This is a genomic window from Pseudoalteromonas sp. T1lg76, assembly GCF_002964725.1.
GTDB lineage: Bacteria > Pseudomonadota > Gammaproteobacteria > Enterobacterales > Alteromonadaceae > Pseudoalteromonas.
On the sequence record NZ_PQCE01000025.1, the window covers coordinates 1 to 20,152 of the forward strand.

Below are 20,152 nucleotides of genomic sequence, written 5' to 3' on the forward strand. Positions count from 1 at the left end.
GGTTTATGGCATATGGACTCGTTAAGGCTTGCTCGGGTTCGTTCCTCACCAAGTATAGCAAGCCTGAACTCGCCCCATAACCGGGCGTTATATTGCTTTGTAAGGTCAAGCGTTGAATACAAAAGAAAGCAAGGAAAGTGGTATCTTATATGCGGTGTTCATTACCGTGTTGTTGTATTTCTTTTTTAAGATTACTTTGATCTTTTCAATAGTGTCAGGCAGAAATATCACTTGTTTAAGCTCTATTTGGAGTAACTCTGATACTTTAATAACTCCTTTCTCTGCGTTTTTCATTCTGGCGATATTTAGCAGCATTTGGTTTTTTTATTGCGGCATAAGGTACAAACGAAAAGTAGGTAAATCGGTATATTTGCTATTAGCAGTCGGAACTGTGTTCTATTACTTTTGGTTCAAAGGTTTTTACGGTTTCTGGCAGCTAATGAGCTACGAGCAAAAGGAAATTACATTACAAGAGTTTTTTGAAAAAACAGGTGGTACAGAAAGGTTAAAGCTGTATGGTAGTGGCGCTAATAAAAATGTATTGTGTAAATCGCAATATAACAAAGCAAATTAAAAGTGCGGACAAAAAACAGTGGGCTTTGTTCGTACCTCACAAATTATAGCCCACTATTTTTAGCCGTTTATTTGCGGCGTTATAGGGCCAAGGTACCAGGATGGATTACCAAGAATTCAAAAAACAATTGATGCCAGAATTGGATAAGAAAATGGCTGAGATTGGATTTATTAGAAAGAAAACTAGTACCCCCACATATTGGAAGTTTCCGAATGAAGATGAAAGGCTAGCATGGGTCGTATGCTTAAATTTTTCGCATAGAGGTAACCCATTATTTGATGTCCTAATTACTCCTTACTGGATACCTTGCCAGCACAAAGATGAACCATTTCCCCGCGGTGTTGGTTACTTAGGTCATCTGTCGCCTGAGGGGTTTGGGCATGGGCAACATACATGGTGGACTAAAACGCCTGAAGGAGCCCAAAAGTCTATTCAAGAGGTAGTAGATGCTTTATCAGGCCCTGGGCTCGAGTGGTTTCAACAATATTCAACACCAGAAAAGTTATTGAAGGAGGTCCCTTCAGCGAAGCTCGCAGCAGACTTAGGGTATTATCAGCAAGCTTCAGAACTCTATAGAAAGAAACTAAAATCTAGTTTCGCGAACCTGCTAATCGAGAAAAAGACCACTCACGCTACGCCTTATGACAGTGTTAGAGACTGGGAAAAAGAGAGGCACGAGAGAATAATTGAAGAGTACGGCGAGGTTTTTCTTAAGCTTGGCTCAAGTGCCACTGATTATGAGCGGGAGCTTTGCTTGGTAGAATCCGAAACTCTAAAAGAAGAAAAGGATAAGTATCAAAAAGATCTTGAAGCTGACCCGAGATCCAGATGGTATAAAGCTCAGGTTAAGTATTGCGAAGTACGTATTGATGAGCTTAAACAAAAATTATATGAATAAACTAGGGAAGCCTATAACAAGGCCAAGCAGCATCGCCCCTACGGGGCTGGACCTCGCTACGCTCGGCCGCTGTTGGCGGCGTTACCGAATAAATACTCTAACGTGTTTCTGTCCAGAAGTGAGTTACAACGAGTATGATACTTTAATACTCAGTTGTAGCTTGATTCGGACTTGATAGTAGCATTTAGTATGAATCTTTATTTTTGGTCATGTTTAATCTTAAACGGTTCGAGCAGGGTTGCTTGACTGTTTAGTATGAAACTTTATTCCTCTCCTACAATAACTCAAAGTAAAAAACCGCTCATTGAGCGGTTTTTTGTTTGCCATTTAACTAAGTATTAGTAAGTAGCGCTGCCCTTAGTACGAGGGAAGGCAATAACGTCACGAACGTTGCCCATACCGGTTACATAGGCAACCAAGCGCTCAAAACCAAGACCAAAGCCAGAGTGTGGCACTGTGCCGTAACGGCGTAGATCACGATACCAGCTGTAGTCTTCTTTATTTAAACCCATTTCATCTAGGCGGGCATCCAGTACGTCCAAACGCTCTTCACGTTGTGAACCACCGATGATCTCACCGATACCAGGGGCAACCACGTCCATGGCCGCCACGGTTTTGCCGTCTTCGTTCTGACGCATATAGAAGGCCTTGATATCGCGTGGGTAGTTTTTGATAACAACCGGTGCTTTAAAGTGTTCTTCGGCCAAGTAACGTTCGTGCTCTGATTGCAGATCTACGCCCCACTCAACAGGGAATTCGAATTTCTTGCCACATTCTTTCAAGATTTCGATGGCGTCTGTGTAATCCACCTGAGCAAAGTCTTTGCTCACGAATTCTTCTAGACGTGTAATAGCTGTTTTCTCGATGCGCTGAGCAAAGAATTCCATGTCGTCACGGCGCTCTTCAAGCACGGCGGCGAATACATATTTGAGCATGTCTTCGGCCAGCTTGGCGATGTCGTTCAGATCGGCAAAGGCCACTTCCGGCTCAACCATCCAGAATTCCGCCAGGTGGCGCGAGGTGTTAGAGTTTTCGGCGCGGAATGTTGGACCGAAGGTGTAAATCTTAGACAGAGCGCTGGCATAGGTTTCGCCGTTGAGCTGACCTGAAACGGTAAGGAAGGCTTCTTTACCGAAGAAGTCCTGGCTGTAATCTATGTCACCCTTGTCGGTCAGTGGCAGGTTCTGCATATCAAGCGTCGATACACGGAACATTTCACCGGCACCTTCACAGTCACTGGCGGTAATGATAGGCGTGCTGATCCACATATAACCACGCTCGTGGAAGAAGCGGTGGATGGCTTGCGATAAGCAGTTACGCACGCGTGTTACGGCACCAATCACATTGGTACGTGGACGCAAGTGGGCATGCTCACGCAAAAATTCGATGCTGTGGCGCTTGGCCGCCATAGGGTAAGTATCCGGGTTCTCAACCCAGCCAATCACCTCAACGGCTTCGGCTTGAATTTCAAACGCCTGGCCTTGACCTTCGGAAGCAACCAGCTTACCAGTTACAGACACAGAGCAACCAGCGGTTAAACGAGTGATTTCATCATAATTATTAAGCGAATTGGGCACGACTGCTTGAATAGGATCAAAACTCGAACCGTCATGAACGGCTAAAAACGAAATACCTGCTTTTGAGTCGCGACGTGTACGCACCCAGCCCTTAATGGTCACCTGGCTGTCCACGGCAACGGCGCCTTTTAATAGCTCGGCGATTGCTGTATGGCTCATTTTCACTCCAATGATTACTATTGCCCAAGTTGCTTAGCCCTTGTTCAGGCTCTTACTAAGCAGCTTTATTATGATGTAAGTTAAGAGGCCTATCTTAACCGTGTTCGGGTGAGAAAAAAACTGTCAATTACGCTCTTTACCGCTTAATTGCTGAAAAATGGCCAATAATTCACCTAAACTAAAATTGAGCGTGAAATTATAAGGCTTAGGGGGATGTTACGAGGCGACGGAGCGGGCCCTTTTATATTGATTGGCTGGTGTGCAGCATTGGGATGGAGCTTGTTTGTACTTGTTTTGCTCATCATCCATTAGGGTCGCCGGAGCAGGATTTTGGCCAGTGGCGCTATTTAGGCGTACAAACACAGGATTTTTGGCTATTAAGTGCAAAAAATCCGCCTTAATGTTACTTGGGTTGTGCAGTCTGTGCGCAGTTTGTGGCATTATAAGAGCCAGAAAGATAAATAAAATGATGTAACTAGCGCCTCTATCCTTAATTGCCTGGGCGTTTTTGTGCATCAGCTTCATGCTAGCCTTAGTGAGTAGTTAATGAAACAAGCGTTTATTTTGCGCGGTTTACCTGGCAGCGGTAAAACCAATTATGCGCACAACCTAGCCGACGATTTGGTCGCCGGCGACAGCAGTCAATATGTCATTTGCAGCACCGATGATTACTTTGTCGGCGCCGAGGGTTATCAATTCGATAAGCATAAGCTTCCCGAATACCACAACCTTAACCTAGCACGCTTTATCAAGGCCCTGAGCGAGGGTATTCCCTTGGTGATCGCCGATAACACCAATATAAAAAAATGGGAATTTATTGCCTATCTAGAGGCCGCTCATGCTTTGGGTTATCAGGTTAAAGAGGTGATTGTTGGTGAGGTTAAGGACAAGGCTATGCAGCACCTTTATGCCCAGCGTAATACCCATAATGTGGCGCTGAGAACTATAGCGAAGATGGCCTACCAGTTTGAATGGTAGTCACTGCCTCAGCAAATAAAGAATCCCGCATTAAGCGGGATTTTTTTATGTCCTTACATGGCGTTGTATTCGTCTTCCCAGAAGAACTTCTCTTCGCCAAAGGCTGGTTTTAGGTCATCAAGCCAGGTGGCGGCTTCATCGTATTTGGCAAAGAAAGGACGTTGCACCCAGTCCGGATTGCGGGCCTGAATGAATCGCAGTACGAACACCTTTTCACCGGCGATCTCGCTCACACCCGATACTTCGACCTTACCTGGGCCGGCACTCATTGACGGGCCACGCACGGTGCGACTTACTCCGGAGATCTGTTTATAGGCTTCACGAAAGGTTTCCCAGGTTTTATGCAGGGGCAACTCAAAGTAGCGTTTTGCACCCGTGTCCCGCTCGATAAACATATAGTAGGGGATCATGCCTAGCTGGGTTTGCTCTTTCCACATCTCGGCCCACATATTGGGATCGGTGTTGATGTTATTGAGCAATGGCGCCTGGGTGCGAATTTGCGCCCCAGTTTTGCGAATTAAAGCGATGGCTTCGCGGGTGGCCGGACTGCGCAGCTCTTGCTTATGATTTACATGGGCCATAATGGACACATGCTTATCGGCATCGACCAATTCTTTTAATAGTGCCAATAAGTCCTGCGCGTCCGGGTCGGTCAGGTATCGGTATGGCCAAAAGGTCAATGATTTGGTGCCAATACGGATAGTGCGAATATGATCAAACTCCGGCTCTTTTAACTTCTCAAGATAGCCACGCAGTTTGATCGTGCGCATAACCATGGGATCACCACCTGTCATTAGTAGATCGGTTACTTCTGTATGCTCGCGCAAATAACCGTGCAGCAGTTCGACATCGTTATTGTTAAAGCGTGTGGCTTTACCTACAAACTGCGCCCAGCGAAAGCAAAAGGTGCAGTAAGAGTGGCAATATTGGCCCTGAGATGGAAAGAAGAGGACGGTTTCTTTGTATTTATGTTGGATCCCTTCGACGCGCTCGCCATCTAGCTCAGGCACATTCTTTTCCATTTGTCCGGCGGGATGAGGGTTCAACTTTAAGCGAATTTCCTGGGCCAGCGTCATCACTTCTTCGGCACTGGGGTTGCTTCTATGCAGCGCCGCCATTTGTTCGTATGACTCGTCATCAAGCATACCGCGCTGAGGAAAGGTCAATTGAAAGACGGGATCATTGGGTACCTTATCCCAGTCGATCAATTCTTCAATGACAAAATTATTGACGCGGAAAGGGAATACACTTGCGATCACCTTCATTTCAAAGCGCATATGCTCTGGCAGTTGATGCAAAGCCTCAATTTTATCAATTTGGCGATGTTGATACACGGTAAACCTGGGTGGGACAAAGGCCTCCGCTGGCTGAATCTGGACGTGTTGCTGCATAGAAAGTCACTTGCTTATTGAAAAGTTTTGTACTCTAACAAAAAGCAAGGGGTGATTCCTAGCGAAACCCCGGATTTACTCGGTAAATTTCACCATAAAAGCGTTTTTTAATCACTTTTATGGTGATTTTATTTATTTGTACGAAAACAAATAAGATCGCCGCTAGGTTATAAGTCGTTTGATCTAGTAATGTCTTTCGGCAATGGCTTGGTAAATGGCATTGCACAGGGTTTCTATGTCCTGCTTTGAACTCACAAAAGGTGGCATAAGGTAGATAAGTTTACCGAAAGGTCGGATCCACACCCCGTTCGCTACGAAAAAGCGCTGAATTTTAGCCACATCAACATTGCTATCGAGCTCCACCACGCCGATGGCACCCAAGGTGCGCACCGACACCACAGCATCAAGCTCCGTACAGCGTGTCAGTTGTTGTAGCCAAAGATTGATGTTGCCGACCTGTTGCTGCCAGTCGTTTTCCTGTAACAGGCACAGGCTGGCGTTGGCCACGGCGCAGGCCAGGGGATTGCCCATAAAAGTGGGGCCGTGCATTAGGACACCGGCCTCACCGCTACAAATGCCGCGGGCGACCTTATCCGTGGTCAGGGTGGCGGCTAGGGTCATATAACCGCCGGTTAGGGCCTTGCCCACACACATGATATCCGGGCAGATATCTGCATGCTCGACAGCGAATAGCTTGCCGGTGCGGCCAAAACCCGTGGCGATTTCGTCGCAGATCAGCAGTACATCATATTGGTCGCACAGGGCGCGAACGGCCTTTAGGTATGCGGGGTGGTAGAAGTTCATGCCGCCGGCATTTTGCACTATGGGCTCGATAATAAAGGCGGCAATGTCTTGATGATGCTCGGCAAAGTAATGGGCTAATTCGTCCGCTTCATGCTCGTTAAATTCGCCATCAAAGGCACTTTGTGGCTGCGGCACAAAAATCTGCTCGGGCAAAAAGCCACGATACATGCTGTGCATGGAATTAACCGGATCGCATACGCTCATCGCCGCAAAGGTGTCGCCATGATAGCCCTTGCGTGGGGTCATTATCTTATGCTTTTGCTTATGACCCTGGCTAAACCAGTACTGCAGCGCCATCTTGATAGCCACTTCAACACTGACCGATCCACCGTCTGCCAAAAACACCTTATCCAGTGGCGCCGGGGTCATGGCAATCAGCTTTTTACACAGTTCTACCGCCGGGGCATGAGTAATACCACCAAACATCACATGGCTCATTTTTTCGCTTTGCTCTTGCAGTGCACGGTTTAAGCGTGGGTGATTATAGCCATGCAGTGCACTCCACCACGAGGCCATGCCATCGACCAAACTCTCGCCACTGGCTAAATGTAAGCGGGTACCGCGGGCATGGGTGACCGGGTAGTTGGGCAGGGGCTTAAGCATGGAGGTGTAGGGGTGCCAAATATGGTCACGGTCAAACTCGACATCGATAGAATTGCTTTCTGTATAATTATTGTTCATAGGTAAACTTTAAACATTGCACTGGCGTTGACAATACTAAGGCAACTCGTAGACTGATACAAAATAAGTTTACCGTCGATAATAAAGAGAACCCTATGCAACAGGCTGAAATCCGCCATAACTGGACCCATGAACAAGTAAAAGCCCTTTTCGAAATGCCTTTTAACGACCTTCTGTTTAAGGCGGCGAGCATTCATAGGCAGCACTTTAATCCCAATGAGGTGCAGATCTCGACCCTACTATCGATTAAAACCGGCGCCTGTCCGGAAGACTGCAAATACTGTCCTCAGTCCGGTCATTATAAAACTGACCTAGAGCGCGAGCGCCTGATGGAAGTGGAAAAGGTCGTGGAGCAGGCCCGTTTAGCAAAACAAAAGGGCGCGACCCGTTTTTGTATGGGCGCCGCTTGGTCCGATCCTAAGGACCGCGATATGCCTTATATCGAAAAAATGGTTCGTGAGGTCAAAGAGCTTGGCCTTGAAACCTGTATGACTCTGGGCATGCTGGATAACGATAAGGCGCATCAGTTGCGCGATGCCGGTTTGGACTATTACAACCACAACCTGGACACCTCGCCTGAGTATTATCAGCAGATCATCACTACTCGTACCTATCAGGACCGTTTAGACACTCTAGATCATGTTCGCGATGCCGGCATGAAGGTATGCTCCGGCGGTATCGTCGGTATGGGCGAGCAGGCCAAAGACAGATACGGCCTTTTGATCCAGCTTGCTAACCTGCCAAAACAGCCAGAAAGTGTGCCAATTAATATGCTTGTTAAGGTAAAGGGTACGCCGCTGGAAAATGTTGACGACCTGGATCACTTTGAATTTATCCGCACCATAGCCGTGGCGCGTATCATGATGCCGAAGAGTTATGTTCGTTTATCTGCCGGTCGTACGGCCATGAACGAGCAGATGCAAAGCATGTGTTTCTTTGCTGGTGCCAACTCCATTTTCTACGGTGATAAGCTACTTACCACGGAAAACCCGGAAGCAGACACGGATATGAACCTTATTCGTAAGCTAGGCATGCGCCCGGCTCAGGGTGAGGACTATTCAGATGAAGCCTACGAGGCATCACTAAGCTCGGCTATTGCCGACAAGGCCGAATCTGAGCTGTTCTACGAAGCAAAATAAATGGCGTTTGACTATATCAATGACGCATTAGAAGCGAGGCGGCAGCAACACCTGTTGCGCCGTCGGGTACTGGTGGAAGAGGTCAGTGCCCGCAGCATTCGTGTGGCTGGCAAGGACTATCTTAACTTTGCTTCCAACGACTATCTTGGCCTGGGGGACTTCCCCCTGTCTGGCCTTGATGCTCGCTCTGGCGCTCACAGCTCTCCCTTGGTTACAGGCTATCAGCGTTGCCACCAAGCATTAGAGCAGCGTTTTTGTGATTTGCTTGGCTACCAAGCTGCCATGCTTTTTCCGAGCGGCTTTAGCGCCAATATCAGCGTATTAAAAGCCCTGTTTGCCGAAAGTAATGATGGGCTTATTGTTCAGGATAAGCTTAATCACGCCAGTTTGATCGACGGCGGCCTGCAGGCCAATGCCGCCATGCAGCGCTTTAATCATAACAATCTCAGCCATTTGCAGGCGCGTTTGACCAAGTCCAAGGCGAAAAACAAGCTGGTGGTCAGTGAGGGCGTGTTCTCAATGGACGGGGATTGCGCCCCGGTTGCGGATATTCATGCCCTGTGCCGCGCCCATGATGCCTGGTTTATGCTTGATGACGCCCATGGTTTTGGCGTGCTGGGGAATGGTTTGGGCACAGCCTATGACGAAACAGATAACGAGCGCGCCCGCCCGGATATTCTGGTGATCACCTTTGGTAAAGCCCTGGCTAGCAACGGTGCAGTAGTGTTGGCCTCAACGCCCGTGATTGAGCTGTTATTACAAAGTAATCGCGATTATATTTATTCCACCGCGGTGTCGCCGATGCAATGCGCCGTTACCGAGCAGCGCCTTACTCAATTGCTTGACGCTCACGCCGAGCGCCAGCAACTTGCGCGTAATATCGCTTATTTTAGAGAGCGTTGTGCGCAAGCGTCTTTGGCATTAATGGACTCACAGACGCCAATTCAGCCGCTGATCGTAGGTGACAGCGAAAGCGCCTTGCAAATGCAAACCGATTTACGTGAGCAGGGTATTTGGCTCAGTGCCATTCGACCGCCTACGGTTGCCCACAATACCGCGCGTTTACGCATTACCCTGACCGCTGCCCATCAAGAGCAGGATATAGACACCTTGGTCAAGGCCCTGGAGTCCTGTCGATGAGCGCGGCGTTAAAACAACAAGCCCAATCCCACTTTTCCAAGGCGGCGTGTCGCTATCAGTATCATGCCCGCGTGCAGGCCAGTGCCAGCGAGGTGCTGTTAGCACATCTAGCACAGCGGCCATTAGGGCTGTGTTTGGATTTAGGGGCGGGGCCCGGTGTTAACAGCGCGGCTCTTGCGGCGCAAAGCGATGCCCTGATAGCCCTTGATTTATCGCCCTCGATGCTGGCACAAATTCGTACGCAAAGCATTAAGCTCTGTGCCGATATGGACGCGCTGCCGCTGCAGGCCAACTGTCTGGATACGGTATTTAGTAACTTTGCCATGCAATGGTCGAGTGATTTAAACATCGCCCTGGCCGAGCTTTACCGCGTGCTTAAACCTAAGGGGCGTGCTTTTTTGGCCATAGTTGCCGCTGGCTCTTTGGTTGAGGTAAAAAACGCGTTTGCCGGTATAGGGCGAGCGGCGATTAATCATTTCGCTAGCTTTGAAGAAATACAAGGTGCAGCGCACAATGCCGGTTTTAATGTCAATTGGCAGCAAGAGTTGCCCTTGTACGACACCTATGCAAGTGCCAAGGATGCGTTAAAAAGCTTATCTGCCATAGGGGCAAACAGTGCCGAGCAGGGCCATAAGGCGCTTACCAAGGGCGAATATCTTCAAGTGTTGCAGTGCTTAGGGGGCGACAGCCAAGAGGTTGCCCTGAGCTATAACGTGGTCTTTTTGGAACTTATTAAATGAAGCAATTTTTTATTACCGCCACGGACACGGATGCCGGTAAAACCCATGTAACCAGTCTGCTGCTGAAATTGGCTGTGCAACATAAACGCAAGGCTTTGGGCTTTAAACCCATAGCTGCCGGTGCCGAGCAGGCCTTTGGTCGTCTGGTTAATACCGATGCGCTGACATTAATTGAAAGCGGTAATACGCAAGCACTTTACGAGCAGGTAAACCCCTTTATTTATGAGCCGCCCATAGCTCCTCATATTGCCGCAGCGCAACAGGGTGAACAAATCACACTGGCCAAGCTAAATAAGGCGTATGAAGAGATCAGCGCCTTGGACGCAGATATCTTGCTTACCGAGGGTGCCGGGGGCTGGTTATTGCCTATCAATGATCAAGAGTTACTTAGCGACTGGGTGGTGGCGGCCAAGCTCCCAGTGATCTTGGTGGTCGGCATGAAGCTCGGCTGTTTAAATCATGCCTTGCTCACCATGGCGTCCCTGCAACAGCAAGGAGTGGAGGTAGCTGGGTGGATAGCCAATCAGGTTGACCCTGACATGGCCGAATACGATGCCAATTTGGCCACCTTAAAGGCGCGCATGCCTGTGCCCATGCTGGCCGAGAGTCCTTATACTGAGGGCACCCCAAAACTGCGTATTCATGGCACCTTATTGGATGTGCTGGCGCTGCGATAGCGCTTTTCCTTCCTCTGGCATCTTGTTACAACTCTTTACAATTGTTTAAGTTACAATGTCTTGATGCTGTCATGGTTAGCCTATATATAGGACTCATAGAGCCGAGAGTGATGCTATCCATTATGGGTCAGGATGCCCCGTAAGCGCTGGACCCCAGCTAAGGGAGACCCCTAATGAATAATCTTACTCGATTGGAGAATGACGTATGAAGCGTGTAGTGCTTTTTTTATTGACCAACCTAGCGGTAATGCTGGTGCTAGGGGTGGTGTTATCGATTATTTTTGCCGTTTTAGGCATTTCCTCGCGCAGCATGGGCGGGATCTTAGTGATCGCTGCAGTATTTGGCTTTGGCGGCGCCTTTATTTCTTTAGCTATGTCGAAATGGATAGCTAAGCGCTCAACTGGCGCCTATGTTATCGAACAGGCGCGTACCGAAACCGAGCAATGGCTGGTGGCCACAGTAGCCGAGCAGGCACAGCAGCGCGGTATTAAAATGCCCGAGGTGGCGATTTACGATAGCCCTGAGATCAACGCTTTTGCTACCGGCCCATCTAAAAACAATGCCTTAGTAGCGGTAAGCAGTGGTTTACTTCATAACATGACCCAGGATGAAGCGCAGGCGGTACTGGCTCATGAGGTATCGCACGTGGCTAACGGTGATATGGTTACCCTGACGCTGATCCAAGGCGTGGTGAACACCTTTGTCATCTTCCTGGCGAAAGTACTTGCCGGGGTGGTCGATAACTTCCTAAGCGGCAATGAAGAAGAAAGCGGCCCAAGCTGGACATACTTCATCTTTGATATGCTGTTTCAAATTCTCTTTGGTGTGCTTGCTTCCGTGGTTGTGGCCTACTTCAGCCGTAAACGCGAATATGCCGCTGACCGAGGGGCTGCGGAACTAGTTGGTGCCAATAAGATGCGTGCCGCACTGGAGCGCTTAAAGGGCAACCGTGAGTCGCAGCTAGAAGGTTCTATGATGGCCTTTGGTATTGCCTCGGGGCGTTCAATCGGCGAGTTGTTTGCTTCACACCCACCGCTGGATGCGCGTATTAACGCATTAAAGTAAAAGTAATAATAAAAAAGGGCCGAAAGGCCCTTTTTTATTGGTTCTAGCTGCCCGCTTGTTCGCGCGCTTGCTGATTAGGCAGCAGTTGCTCAACGATTTCCTTGGCCGACAGGGTATAACGCACCCCGCCAAACATCACCGAGGTATATTCGTCCAGGCCGGTGATCCCCGTTAGCGTCCATCCCTCGCCACGCTCTGGGCAGTATACTGTTGTGGTGGGGGGCACCATGATAAATTGTGCTTGGCTCATTCGCTTGCCGTTTTTAAACTTGCTGATGGCCCTAGTTTAAGGCAATAATCCCGCAACTCAACCTCTGCGAGCTAAGTTTCATGATCCATTGCCAGGAAGCCTCATTGGCGCTTCGCCCAATACGACATAAAGATGTGTCGGCCCTCTATGGCATACTTACGCACCCAGAAGTCAGTCGCTATAACGATTATGCCCTTCCTTCAAACCCATCCGAGGTTCAAGATATTATTCAAGGGGACATAGAGCTGTTACTTACGGGTGAAGGAGTACGCATGGCTATCGTCTATCAGGAGCAAGTCGTGGGCAGCTGTGGCATTTATGATGCCCATACCAAGGTGGCTAAAATTGGCTATGAACTCCACCCCCTGTTTTGGGGGCAAGGCCTAATGCATAGTGCCTTGTCTTTATTATTGTCCGAGGGGCAGCAGTATATGGGCGCCGATGTAACCACAATACAAGCCCAGGTGCATATGGATAACCTGCGCAGTATTAAGCTGCTGCAACGCCTTGGCTTTGTGTGCAGTGAGCCTGGGGTCTATCAATTGCCCTGGCTTCCTCGCTCCTAAGCATTCTCGGCCTATAACAGCGCTATCTTGGCGCTCAAACGACGAACCAGGGTAGAGACATCCGGGTTTTCGCTGTTAAGGCCTTCAATTAAGGTCATAAAGTAGCAGTCCATCATGGCCGCGGCTCGCACCTCATCGTATTGACGCGTACCATCGAACAGTAACTTTTTAAATGCCTCCATCTGCGCGCTGAAAAACGCGCCTTGCCATACCAGGCCCTGCAATAAGGACTTGCTGAATTCCGTGTGCTGTAAATAGAAACGATAGAGGTGCTGAGCATAGTGACGCATTTTCAGCTTCGGCTGCTCGAAGGTATCTTCACGTTTAGCGCTGGCTATCACTTTATCTATATGCATCAGCATAAGTTGGCGTAACAAATCGTCTTTATTTTCAAAGTGGGTAAACAGGGTGCCATTGGCTACCTGGGCCTGTTTGGCAATATCGCGTGTAGAAGTGGCGGCAAAGCCATGCTCCAGGAATAGTTGCCAAGCTGCATCCAAGATGCGCTCCCGGGTTAACTGCTTTTTGCTTATTACCTTGTTTCCTACTTGGTTATTGCTCACAAAATGCCTGCTAAAGAGTTGAAATTGAGCGCGCTCAATTATTATAATGAGCGCGCTCATTTTTAAATCGTTAAGGAAAACAGCATGAAATCAGACACTAACCCCGTTACTTGGGTGCTTGGGTATATCCTTTTTATGCCATTTATTGTTTTTTATAGTTATATCCTAGGTCCTATACTCAAAGCAATTTTACTGCCTGGTGGCTTAGTGCTCTTGGCACTTATCTTAGGGCCTAAGGAGTTTACACGGGCGTGGCGTGAAGCTCAGCAAAACAAGCAGCATGGTAAGTCAGAATAAGGCCATTTTATCGGCCAACTTGGCATGCTTTTTATCTGGCTTTTTTGTATAATGCGCCGCAACTTATTGTTGGCAAATGGCCAACAGCTATGGGCGGGCGTACCCCTCAAGTGTGATAGCTTGGCGCCGGCGCACTAAAGCTTAGTGAAAACCATAGTTAAATTGGTATCGTTATTGACCCGAGGAGTGACAATGAAAGTAGGTATTATTATGGGTTCCAAGTCTGATTGGCCCACTATGCAACATGCAGCGGATATGTTGGATAAATTTGGCATCGACTATGAAACCAAGGTTGTTTCGGCGCACCGTACTCCTCAATTGTTGGCCGATTACGCCTCATCTGCCGCCGAGCGTGGTATCAAGGTAATTATCGCCGGTGCCGGCGGTGCTGCTCACCTACCAGGTATGGCTGCTGCCTTCACTTCACTACCAGTGCTGGGTGTACCTGTGAAGTCTAAAGCCCTAAACGGCGTGGATTCATTGCTCTCTATTTGCCAAATGCCTAAAGGCGTTGCCGTAGGCACGCTAGCCATTGGCGATCCGGGTGCGGCCAATGCTGGCTTGTTAGCGGCACAGATCTTAGGCTGTCAACAGCCTGAGTTATTGGCAAAAATCGATGCTTTCCGTAAAGAGCAAACCGATACCGTTTTAGCTAACCCAAACCCAGCTGAATAAGGTCCGGTAGCCATGAAGATGTTAGTGCTTGGTGCGGGACAATTAGCGCGAATGATGGCGCTTGTTGGCGCGCCTTTGGATATTCATATCCGTGCCTATGATGTAGGCTCAAAGCTGGTGGTCCACCCGGTAACCGGTGAAACCTATGAATTAACGCTGGAGCAGGCGATTGCACAGAGCGAGCGCATTACCGCTGAATTCGAGCATATTCCTGCGGATGTATTGGCGCAGTGTGAGCAAAGCGGTAAGTTCTTCCCTGGCGAAGAAGCCATTGCCTGCGGTGGTGACCGAGCTAAAGAAAAAGCCTTGCTAGAGCGCGCTGGTGTACCGAGCGCCCCTTATGTGCTGGTAACCGAGCGTAGCCACCTGGATAAAGCTATTTCTGAGTTGGCCTTACCCCTGGTGATTAAAACCTGTCAGGCAGGATATGATGGCAAGGGTCAATGGCGCTTAAAAGACGCCGCGGATGCGGATCAGATTTGGGCCGAAATGCGTGAGTTTTTAGAAAAAGACCCTGAGCACAGCATCATTTGCGAAAAAATGATCCCATTCGAGCGCGAAGTGTCGGTGATCGGCGCCCGTGATCAAGAGGGTAATGTAGCCATCTACCCGGTAACAGAGAATGAACACACTAACGGTGTACTCACTTTGTCTGTGGCCGGATTAGTAAATGACAGCGTGCAACAGCAAGCCATTGACGCCTATAGCAAATTGGCGAATGCGCTTAATTATGTGGGCGTACTGGCCATAGAGTTCTTTGATGTTGACGGCCAACTTCTGGTTAATGAAATTGCACCACGGGTGCATAACTCTGGGCACTGGACACAACAGGGCGCCTATAGCTGTCAGTTTGAAAATCATGTGCGCGCCGTTGCCGGTTTGCCGTTAGGTGACACAGCCTTATTGCATCCAAGCGCAATGATCAATGTGTTGGGTCAGGCGGCTATTCCAGCCGAGGTACTTAGCGTAGCGCAAACCCGCAGCCACTGGTACGGTAAGGGAGTAAAGCCCGGGCGTAAAATGGGGCATATTAACGTCAGTGCTGATAACCTGCATGCCTTGGGTGAGCGTTTAGCGGCGTTGGTTGAGTATCTACCCGAGGAGCAATACCCTGGGATTGCGGCCATGGCCAAACGCCTCACTCTAAATTAAGCCAAATCAGGCGCTTCTTAAAAACCGAGCTAAGCTCGGTTTTTTCATCTCTTTTCATTACAAAGTCAAAAGTTTAGCTGCTACCATTGCGACCTAGTACCTATTTCCCTGAATTGGTACTAGCATTTTTCGTCAGCTTAATGGAATCTAGTATGAAAGCACAATCTCGGGCTTTTTCTCTTCTGGGCGTATTTATGCTCGGGGTAAGCGCTTCAAGCGCTTGCGCCAGCGCCACCCCCAGGCTTAACTCTGATGCCGCGCAATCTGCGCCCAGCATACGTATTGCCACCTTTAACGTCAGTATGGACGGCTCTAATTACAACGAACGTTTTACCTCCTTAACCGAGTCGCCACTGCCTCAGTTACTGGCCAAGGGCCGCCACCCGCAAATTCATAATGTCGCCACCATTATCCAGGCTGTACGCCCGGATGTTATTTTACTTAATGAATTTGATTTCACTGGTGATTGGCAACAAAACGTAGCGCTGTTTCAGCAAAATTTTCTTGCTCAGGCCCATGGCGACTACCAAGCCATTAGCTATCAATACAGCTATGCGGCGCCGGTCAATACAGGTGTTGCCAGTGAGTATGACTTTGATGGAAATGGCAAAAAGTCTGGCATAGCGGGTGATGCCTATGGTTTTGGTTTTTATCCCGGTCAATACGGCATGCTGTTGCTGAGCCGTTTTCCCATAGATACTGATGCGGTGCGTACCTTCCAGCATTTGCCTTGGTATACGCAAAGCGGCGCTTCTATGCCCCTGCTTAATGGCCAGCCTTTTTATGATCAACAAACCTGGCAGGCGGCGCGTTTAAGCTCAAAATCATTTTGGGATATTCCCTTAGAGGTTGCCGGTGAACGCCTGCATATTCTTGCCTCGCATCCCACGCCGCCTGTTTTTGACGGCCCGGAAGACAGAAACGGCCTGCGTAATTTTGCTGAGCTCAAGTTAGTCGCGGACTATATCGCCACGCCAGCCCCAGGTTACCTTGTGGATGATAAGGCGCAAGTGGGCGGCCTCAGCGGCGACGGACGATTTGTGATTCTTGGTGACTTAAACGCCGCGCCCCAAGGCCCCAAGGCAAGGCCTGAGGCCATCGATCAGCTATTAAAACATCCCAAGGTGGATAGCAGCCTAATACCTGTTAGCAAGGGAGGCGCCGAATCCTCGACCGAGCCTTTTGCAAAATTCTATACCGCCAGCTGGCAGGCCCGTGTCGATTATGTTTTGCCGTCCAAATTCGGTTTGCAGCCAGTGGACTCGGGTGTGTATTGGCCGGCAGAAGGTGAAGCAGGTTATGAGTTAGTGCGCGATAGAAAGCTATCTTCGGATCATCGTCTGGTTTGGATGGATGTGCAGATAATCGCAAATGAATAAACGTATTTGTTTAAATTATGGTCTATATTTATAGGGAACAGGTTCATAGCTTGTTTTATTGCTAGCGCAGAGTTTTGGTCAGCAAGACTTGCTGACCTTTTTTTGCGTTGTTATTCACCCCGTTAAGCGCCTATTTAATCTAAAACATCTGTTTTTATTGCTGAGATTTTGCTTAAATCTTTGCACCTGCAATTTCAATACTAATAATTATGTTTCATAAAACAGTGCTAGCGGCCACCATAGCTTCTAGCTTTATCCTTGCGGGCTGTCAAAGCACGGCACCGCAAAGCGTGGCAGCGGTTAATGCCGAGCCCAGCACCATTGAAAAACAACAAGTATCGACTCCAGCTAAGCCAGGCTCTATCGCCATCACCCTAGAGCAGGCCATGGCGCATCCAGACTGGTTGGGTAACCAGCCGGAAGGTGCGTTTTGGCGCGCCGACTCTGGCGCGGTGATTTATCAACAGAAGCAGCAGGGCAATGAACTAAGAGATCATTATGTTCAAGCGCTTGGCAACAGCGCTGCCGTGGTGCCTCTGAACGAGCTTCACACCTTGGGTGATGACGCCGCGGTTATGAGCAAAGACCAGCGTTTGCAGGCCTATCAGTTTGAAGGCGATATCTTTGTTAAGGATCTTCTTAACAACACCCTGATCCAAATTACTAAAACGTCGGCATTTGAATCTAAGCCGCAGTTTTTAAATGACAACTCCTTGGTCTACCGAGTCGGTAACCTGTTTATGCAGGTGGATTTAAGCACGGGTCAGCACAGCGAGCTGGTCAACCTAAAGCTTGAAGACAAGCCGGTGAAGGTGAGTGAGCCGAGCAGCTACATAGCCAAAGAGCAGCATAAGCTAATCGACTATGTCGCCTTGCAGTTAAAGAACAAAAAAGATGCCGTCGCGCGCCAACAGGCCTTGCTTGATGCCAACGATGCTTTGGTGGATGCCAGCATTTACCTGGGTGAGAACAAGCGTCTAGTTGATGCCCAGTTATCACCGGATGGCACTAAGCTGATTGTGGCCCTGACCGACACCCGCAGCTGGCGTGGTGAAGGCGATATCATGCCTAATTACATTACGGATGATGCCGGTATTGATGCGGTTCCTGCTCGTCGCCGTGTGGCCGATGATAAGCCGCAGGAAACCGAGCTGGTGTATATCGACCTGGATAGCAAGCAGAAGTCGACCCTGACCTACAATACCTTGCCCGGTTGGGATGAAGACGTACTGGCGGAAGTGAAAGCACAAAACTATGCCCGCGAAGGTAAAAAGTACAAATCTGAAAAGAAACGCCGTGAAATCAATCTAATGATGGACTGGGGCTGGGATCAAAGCGCTATTGTCTGGAATAACGCCGGTACGCAAGTCGCTGTTATGCTGGAAGCCTGGGATAACAAAGACCGCTGGATTGCCACCGTTGATTTCAATGGCAAAAAGCTGGTTAACCAACACAGATTGCACGATGATGCTTGGGTAAACTACACCTTTAACGACTTCGGTTGGTTAAATAACAGCGATACCTTGTATTACCTATCTGAGCAGTCCGGTTATAGCCATATCTATACCAAGGCGTTAGATGGTAAGGCGACGCAGCGTACTCGTGGTGCGTTTGAGGTTTCCGATCTGACTCTAAGCAATGATGATGCTTATCTTTACTTTAAGGGCAATATAAAGCACCCAGGTATCTATGAAATCTACCGTTTGCCGTTGGCCGGTGGTGATTTTGAAGCACTGACCGACCTTAACGGTATGACGGATTATGTGCTCAGCCCTGATCAGAGCAAACTGTTGCTGACCCATTCGACCATTATGAATCCACCTGAGCTATTTGTGATGGACGCGGCGCCTAAGTCTGAAGTGACACAACTGACTCACACCGTATCCGAGCAATTTAAAGCCACTAAACTGACAGCGCCGAAAATTGTTGCCGTGCCTTCAAGTCATGGTGAGCAGCCCGTGTATGCCAAGGTTTATTACCCAAGCGACTACGTGGAAGGGGAAAGTGGTAAGACCCGTAAAGCGGTGATCTTTAACCATGGTGCCGGCTACCTGCAAAACTCACACTTCGGTTGGTCCGGTTATTTCCGTGAATTTATGTTCCACTCCTTACTGGCCGATGAGGGTTATGTGGTAATGGATATGGATTACCGGGCATCAAAAGGTTATGGTCGTGATTGGCGTACCGCTATTTATCGCCAAATGGGCACACCAGAAACCCAAGATCTGATCGATGGTGTTAACTGGATGGCCGAGCATGCCAATGTTGATACCGGTGCCGTAGGCACCTATGGCGGCTCTTACGGCGGCTTTATGACCTTTATGGCTCTGTTCACCGCGCCGGAAGTATTCCAAGCCGGTGCCGCCTTGCGTCCGGTCAGCGACTGGGCTCATTACAATGCGCCGTACACCTCGAACATTCTAAACCGTCCGGATGTTGATCCCATCGCTTATGAACGCAGCTCGCCGATTTACTTCGCCGAGGGTTTACAAAAGCCACTGCTGATCAACGCCCCCATGGTTGATGACAATGTGTTCTTCCAGGACGTAGTACGCTTGGTTCAGCGCTTTATTGAGCTGGAAAAAGAGAACTTCGAGACCGCCATCTTCCCAGTGGAGCCGCACGGCTTTATCCAACCTTCAAGCTGGTTAGACGAATACCGTCGTATTCATAAGCTGTTTAAAGAAAACCTGTAGTGGTTGATATTTGATAGCATAAAAAAGCCCGGGTTTCCCCCCCGGGCTTTTTATTTTCTTCTCTAGATAAGCTAATTTACTTGCGAGCGCGATGCCTTAACCAGTGCAATGCGGCCAGCGCCACACCGCCTATAACGCCAAATAAATGGGCTTCAATGGCCACCCGCGAGGCGATAAGGGTTTCTAAGTCGGCGCTGGCGCCGATAAATTGCTCATAGGCCACCTTGATCAACGCGCCTAATAACAGCAGGTAACCGGTTTTCTCGCCGCTGCAAATATCCCGAAGGGCGCCATAGACCAATAGGCCATGCAAGGCGCCGCTTAGGCCAACGTAAATATCTATATTATCGGCGAACAGATAAATAAGCCCGGTGCAGCCAATTGAAATACTCAGTACCGCCAGCCAATAGCCACGTACCGTAAAAAAATGATGATGAAGAAGCCAAAGAGCGCCAACGCCGGCCATATTCATTAATAAATGGGCGCCATTACTGTGGCTGAAGTTACCGCTAAGCAGACGATAGACTTGCCCGTCATTGATGGCGCCGCGGTCAAACTGCAGCACGGGATTCAAATTGAAAACCATGATCAGTATGCAGAGAATGATCAGGGTTAAAGGAGCAAATAAGGTCGACTTTTTAAACAAGGATTTAAACATAGGGCGATTATCTATTATTTTTGCGTATTGTGCCCGTTTATACCAATTCTGTTAAGTATGTGATCAGATATAGCGCTGGATAAATGATATGC

General features: G+C 48.8%; 20 protein-coding genes. 14 read left to right on the forward strand and 6 right to left on the reverse strand.

Going from position 1 to position 20,152, the window contains the following annotated elements; all coding sequences use genetic code 11:
* Nucleotides 1–112: 112 nt before the first annotated feature.
* On the forward strand, nt 113–574 hold the full coding sequence (locus C2M35_RS15670; RefSeq protein ID WP_158677954.1) for a hypothetical protein: 462 nt from the start codon (nt 113–115) through the stop codon (nt 572–574).
* 100 nt (nt 575–674) lie between these two features.
* Nucleotides 675–1,472 (forward strand): hypothetical protein, encoded by a 798-nt coding sequence (locus tag C2M35_RS09430; protein WP_105215812.1) that lies wholly within the window; start codon nt 675–677, stop codon nt 1,470–1,472.
* A gap of 338 nt (nt 1,473–1,810) precedes the next feature.
* Here the strand turns inward: C2M35_RS09430 and asnS are convergent, their stop codons facing one another.
* On the reverse strand, nt 1,811–3,208 hold the full coding sequence (asnS, locus tag C2M35_RS09435; protein WP_105259187.1) for an asparagine--tRNA ligase: 1,398 nt from the start codon (nt 3,206–3,208) through the stop codon (nt 1,811–1,813).
* Nucleotides 3,209–3,754: 546 nt separating this feature from the next.
* On the opposite strand from asnS, the gene C2M35_RS09445 reads away from it, so the two are divergent.
* Nucleotides 3,755–4,186, forward strand: coding sequence for an ATP-binding protein (locus C2M35_RS09445; protein ID WP_105199084.1), 432 nt, complete (start codon nt 3,755–3,757; stop codon nt 4,184–4,186).
* Between the two features lie 53 nt (nt 4,187–4,239).
* Here C2M35_RS09445 and C2M35_RS09450 read toward each other — a convergent pair whose 3' ends face one another.
* The gene (locus tag C2M35_RS09450; RefSeq protein WP_105265187.1) at nt 4,240–5,577 is read right to left on the reverse strand and encodes a KamA family radical SAM protein; all 1,338 of its coding nucleotides are present in this window, start codon (nt 5,575–5,577) and stop codon (nt 4,240–4,242) included.
* A gap of 183 nt (nt 5,578–5,760) precedes the next feature.
* Nucleotides 5,761–7,062 (reverse strand): adenosylmethionine--8-amino-7-oxononanoate transaminase, encoded by a 1,302-nt coding sequence (bioA, locus tag C2M35_RS09455; RefSeq protein WP_105265188.1) that lies wholly within the window; start codon nt 7,060–7,062, stop codon nt 5,761–5,763.
* A 95-nt stretch (nt 7,063–7,157) separates the two neighbouring features.
* On the opposite strand from bioA, the gene bioB reads away from it, so the two are divergent.
* The 5 genes from bioB (at nt 7,158) to htpX (ending at nt 11,824) form a co-directional block, all read left to right on the forward strand.
* Nucleotides 7,158–8,201, forward strand: a complete 1,044-nt coding sequence (bioB, locus tag C2M35_RS09460; RefSeq protein WP_105189673.1) for a biotin synthase BioB — start codon at nt 7,158–7,160, stop codon at nt 8,199–8,201.
* On the forward strand, nt 8,202–9,341 hold the full coding sequence (locus C2M35_RS09465) for an aminotransferase class I/II-fold pyridoxal phosphate-dependent enzyme (protein ID WP_105265189.1): 1,140 nt from the start codon (nt 8,202–8,204) through the stop codon (nt 9,339–9,341).
* Nucleotides 9,338–10,081: a methyltransferase domain-containing protein gene (locus tag C2M35_RS09470; RefSeq protein ID WP_105265190.1), complete on the forward strand. Its 744-nt coding sequence runs from the start codon at nt 9,338–9,340 to the stop codon at nt 10,079–10,081. The genes C2M35_RS09465 and C2M35_RS09470 overlap by 4 nt, the downstream gene beginning before the upstream one ends.
* Nucleotides 10,078–10,758: a dethiobiotin synthase gene (gene bioD / locus C2M35_RS09475; RefSeq protein WP_105199081.1), complete on the forward strand. Its 681-nt coding sequence runs from the start codon at nt 10,078–10,080 to the stop codon at nt 10,756–10,758. Before C2M35_RS09470 ends, bioD begins: the two co-directional genes overlap by 4 nt.
* 205 nt (nt 10,759–10,963) lie before the next feature.
* Entirely contained in the window at nt 10,964–11,824 is an 861-nt protein-coding gene (gene htpX, locus C2M35_RS09480) for a protease HtpX (RefSeq protein WP_105199080.1), read from the forward strand.
* Nucleotides 11,825–11,867: 43 nt separating this feature from the next.
* On the opposite strand, the gene C2M35_RS09485 is transcribed toward htpX, so the two are convergent.
* On the reverse strand, nt 11,868–12,074 hold the full coding sequence (locus C2M35_RS09485) for a hypothetical protein (protein WP_105199079.1): 207 nt from the start codon (nt 12,072–12,074) through the stop codon (nt 11,868–11,870).
* Nucleotides 12,075–12,178: 104 nt separating this feature from the next.
* On the opposite strand from C2M35_RS09485, the gene C2M35_RS09490 reads away from it, so the two are divergent.
* The gene (locus tag C2M35_RS09490) at nt 12,179–12,640 is read left to right on the forward strand and encodes a GNAT family N-acetyltransferase (RefSeq protein ID WP_158677955.1); all 462 of its coding nucleotides are present in this window, start codon (nt 12,179–12,181) and stop codon (nt 12,638–12,640) included.
* Nucleotides 12,641–12,651: 11 nt separating this feature from the next.
* Here the strand turns inward: C2M35_RS09490 and C2M35_RS15875 are convergent, their stop codons facing one another.
* Nucleotides 12,652–13,203 (reverse strand): TetR/AcrR family transcriptional regulator, encoded by a 552-nt coding sequence (locus C2M35_RS15875; RefSeq protein WP_267894737.1) that lies wholly within the window; start codon nt 13,201–13,203, stop codon nt 12,652–12,654.
* An 84-nt stretch (nt 13,204–13,287) separates the two neighbouring features.
* Here C2M35_RS15875 and C2M35_RS09500 point away from each other — a divergent pair, with 84 nt between their 5' ends.
* The 5 genes from C2M35_RS09500 to C2M35_RS09520 all read left to right on the forward strand — a co-directional run bounded on the left by C2M35_RS09500 (nt 13,288) and on the right by C2M35_RS09520 (nt 19,402).
* A complete protein-coding gene (locus tag C2M35_RS09500; RefSeq protein ID WP_105199076.1) occupies nt 13,288–13,500 on the forward strand; it encodes a hypothetical protein in 213 nt (70 codons plus the stop codon).
* 192 nt (nt 13,501–13,692) lie between these two features.
* The gene (purE, locus tag C2M35_RS09505; protein WP_105189681.1) at nt 13,693–14,175 is read left to right on the forward strand and encodes a 5-(carboxyamino)imidazole ribonucleotide mutase; all 483 of its coding nucleotides are present in this window, start codon (nt 13,693–13,695) and stop codon (nt 14,173–14,175) included.
* A gap of 12 nt (nt 14,176–14,187) precedes the next feature.
* Nucleotides 14,188–15,327, forward strand: a complete 1,140-nt coding sequence (locus tag C2M35_RS09510) for a 5-(carboxyamino)imidazole ribonucleotide synthase (RefSeq protein WP_105265192.1) — start codon at nt 14,188–14,190, stop codon at nt 15,325–15,327.
* A gap of 152 nt (nt 15,328–15,479) precedes the next feature.
* Nucleotides 15,480–16,706, forward strand: coding sequence for an endonuclease/exonuclease/phosphatase family protein (locus C2M35_RS09515; protein ID WP_234000047.1), 1,227 nt, complete (start codon nt 15,480–15,482; stop codon nt 16,704–16,706).
* A gap of 209 nt (nt 16,707–16,915) precedes the next feature.
* A complete protein-coding gene (locus C2M35_RS09520; RefSeq protein WP_105265193.1) occupies nt 16,916–19,402 on the forward strand; it encodes a S9 family peptidase in 2,487 nt (828 codons plus the stop codon).
* Nucleotides 19,403–19,478: 76 nt separating this feature from the next.
* Here C2M35_RS09520 and rrtA read toward each other — a convergent pair whose 3' ends face one another.
* A complete protein-coding gene (rrtA, locus tag C2M35_RS09525; protein WP_105265194.1) occupies nt 19,479–20,060 on the reverse strand; it encodes a rhombosortase in 582 nt (193 codons plus the stop codon).
* Between the last annotated feature and the right edge of the window lie 92 nt (nt 20,061–20,152).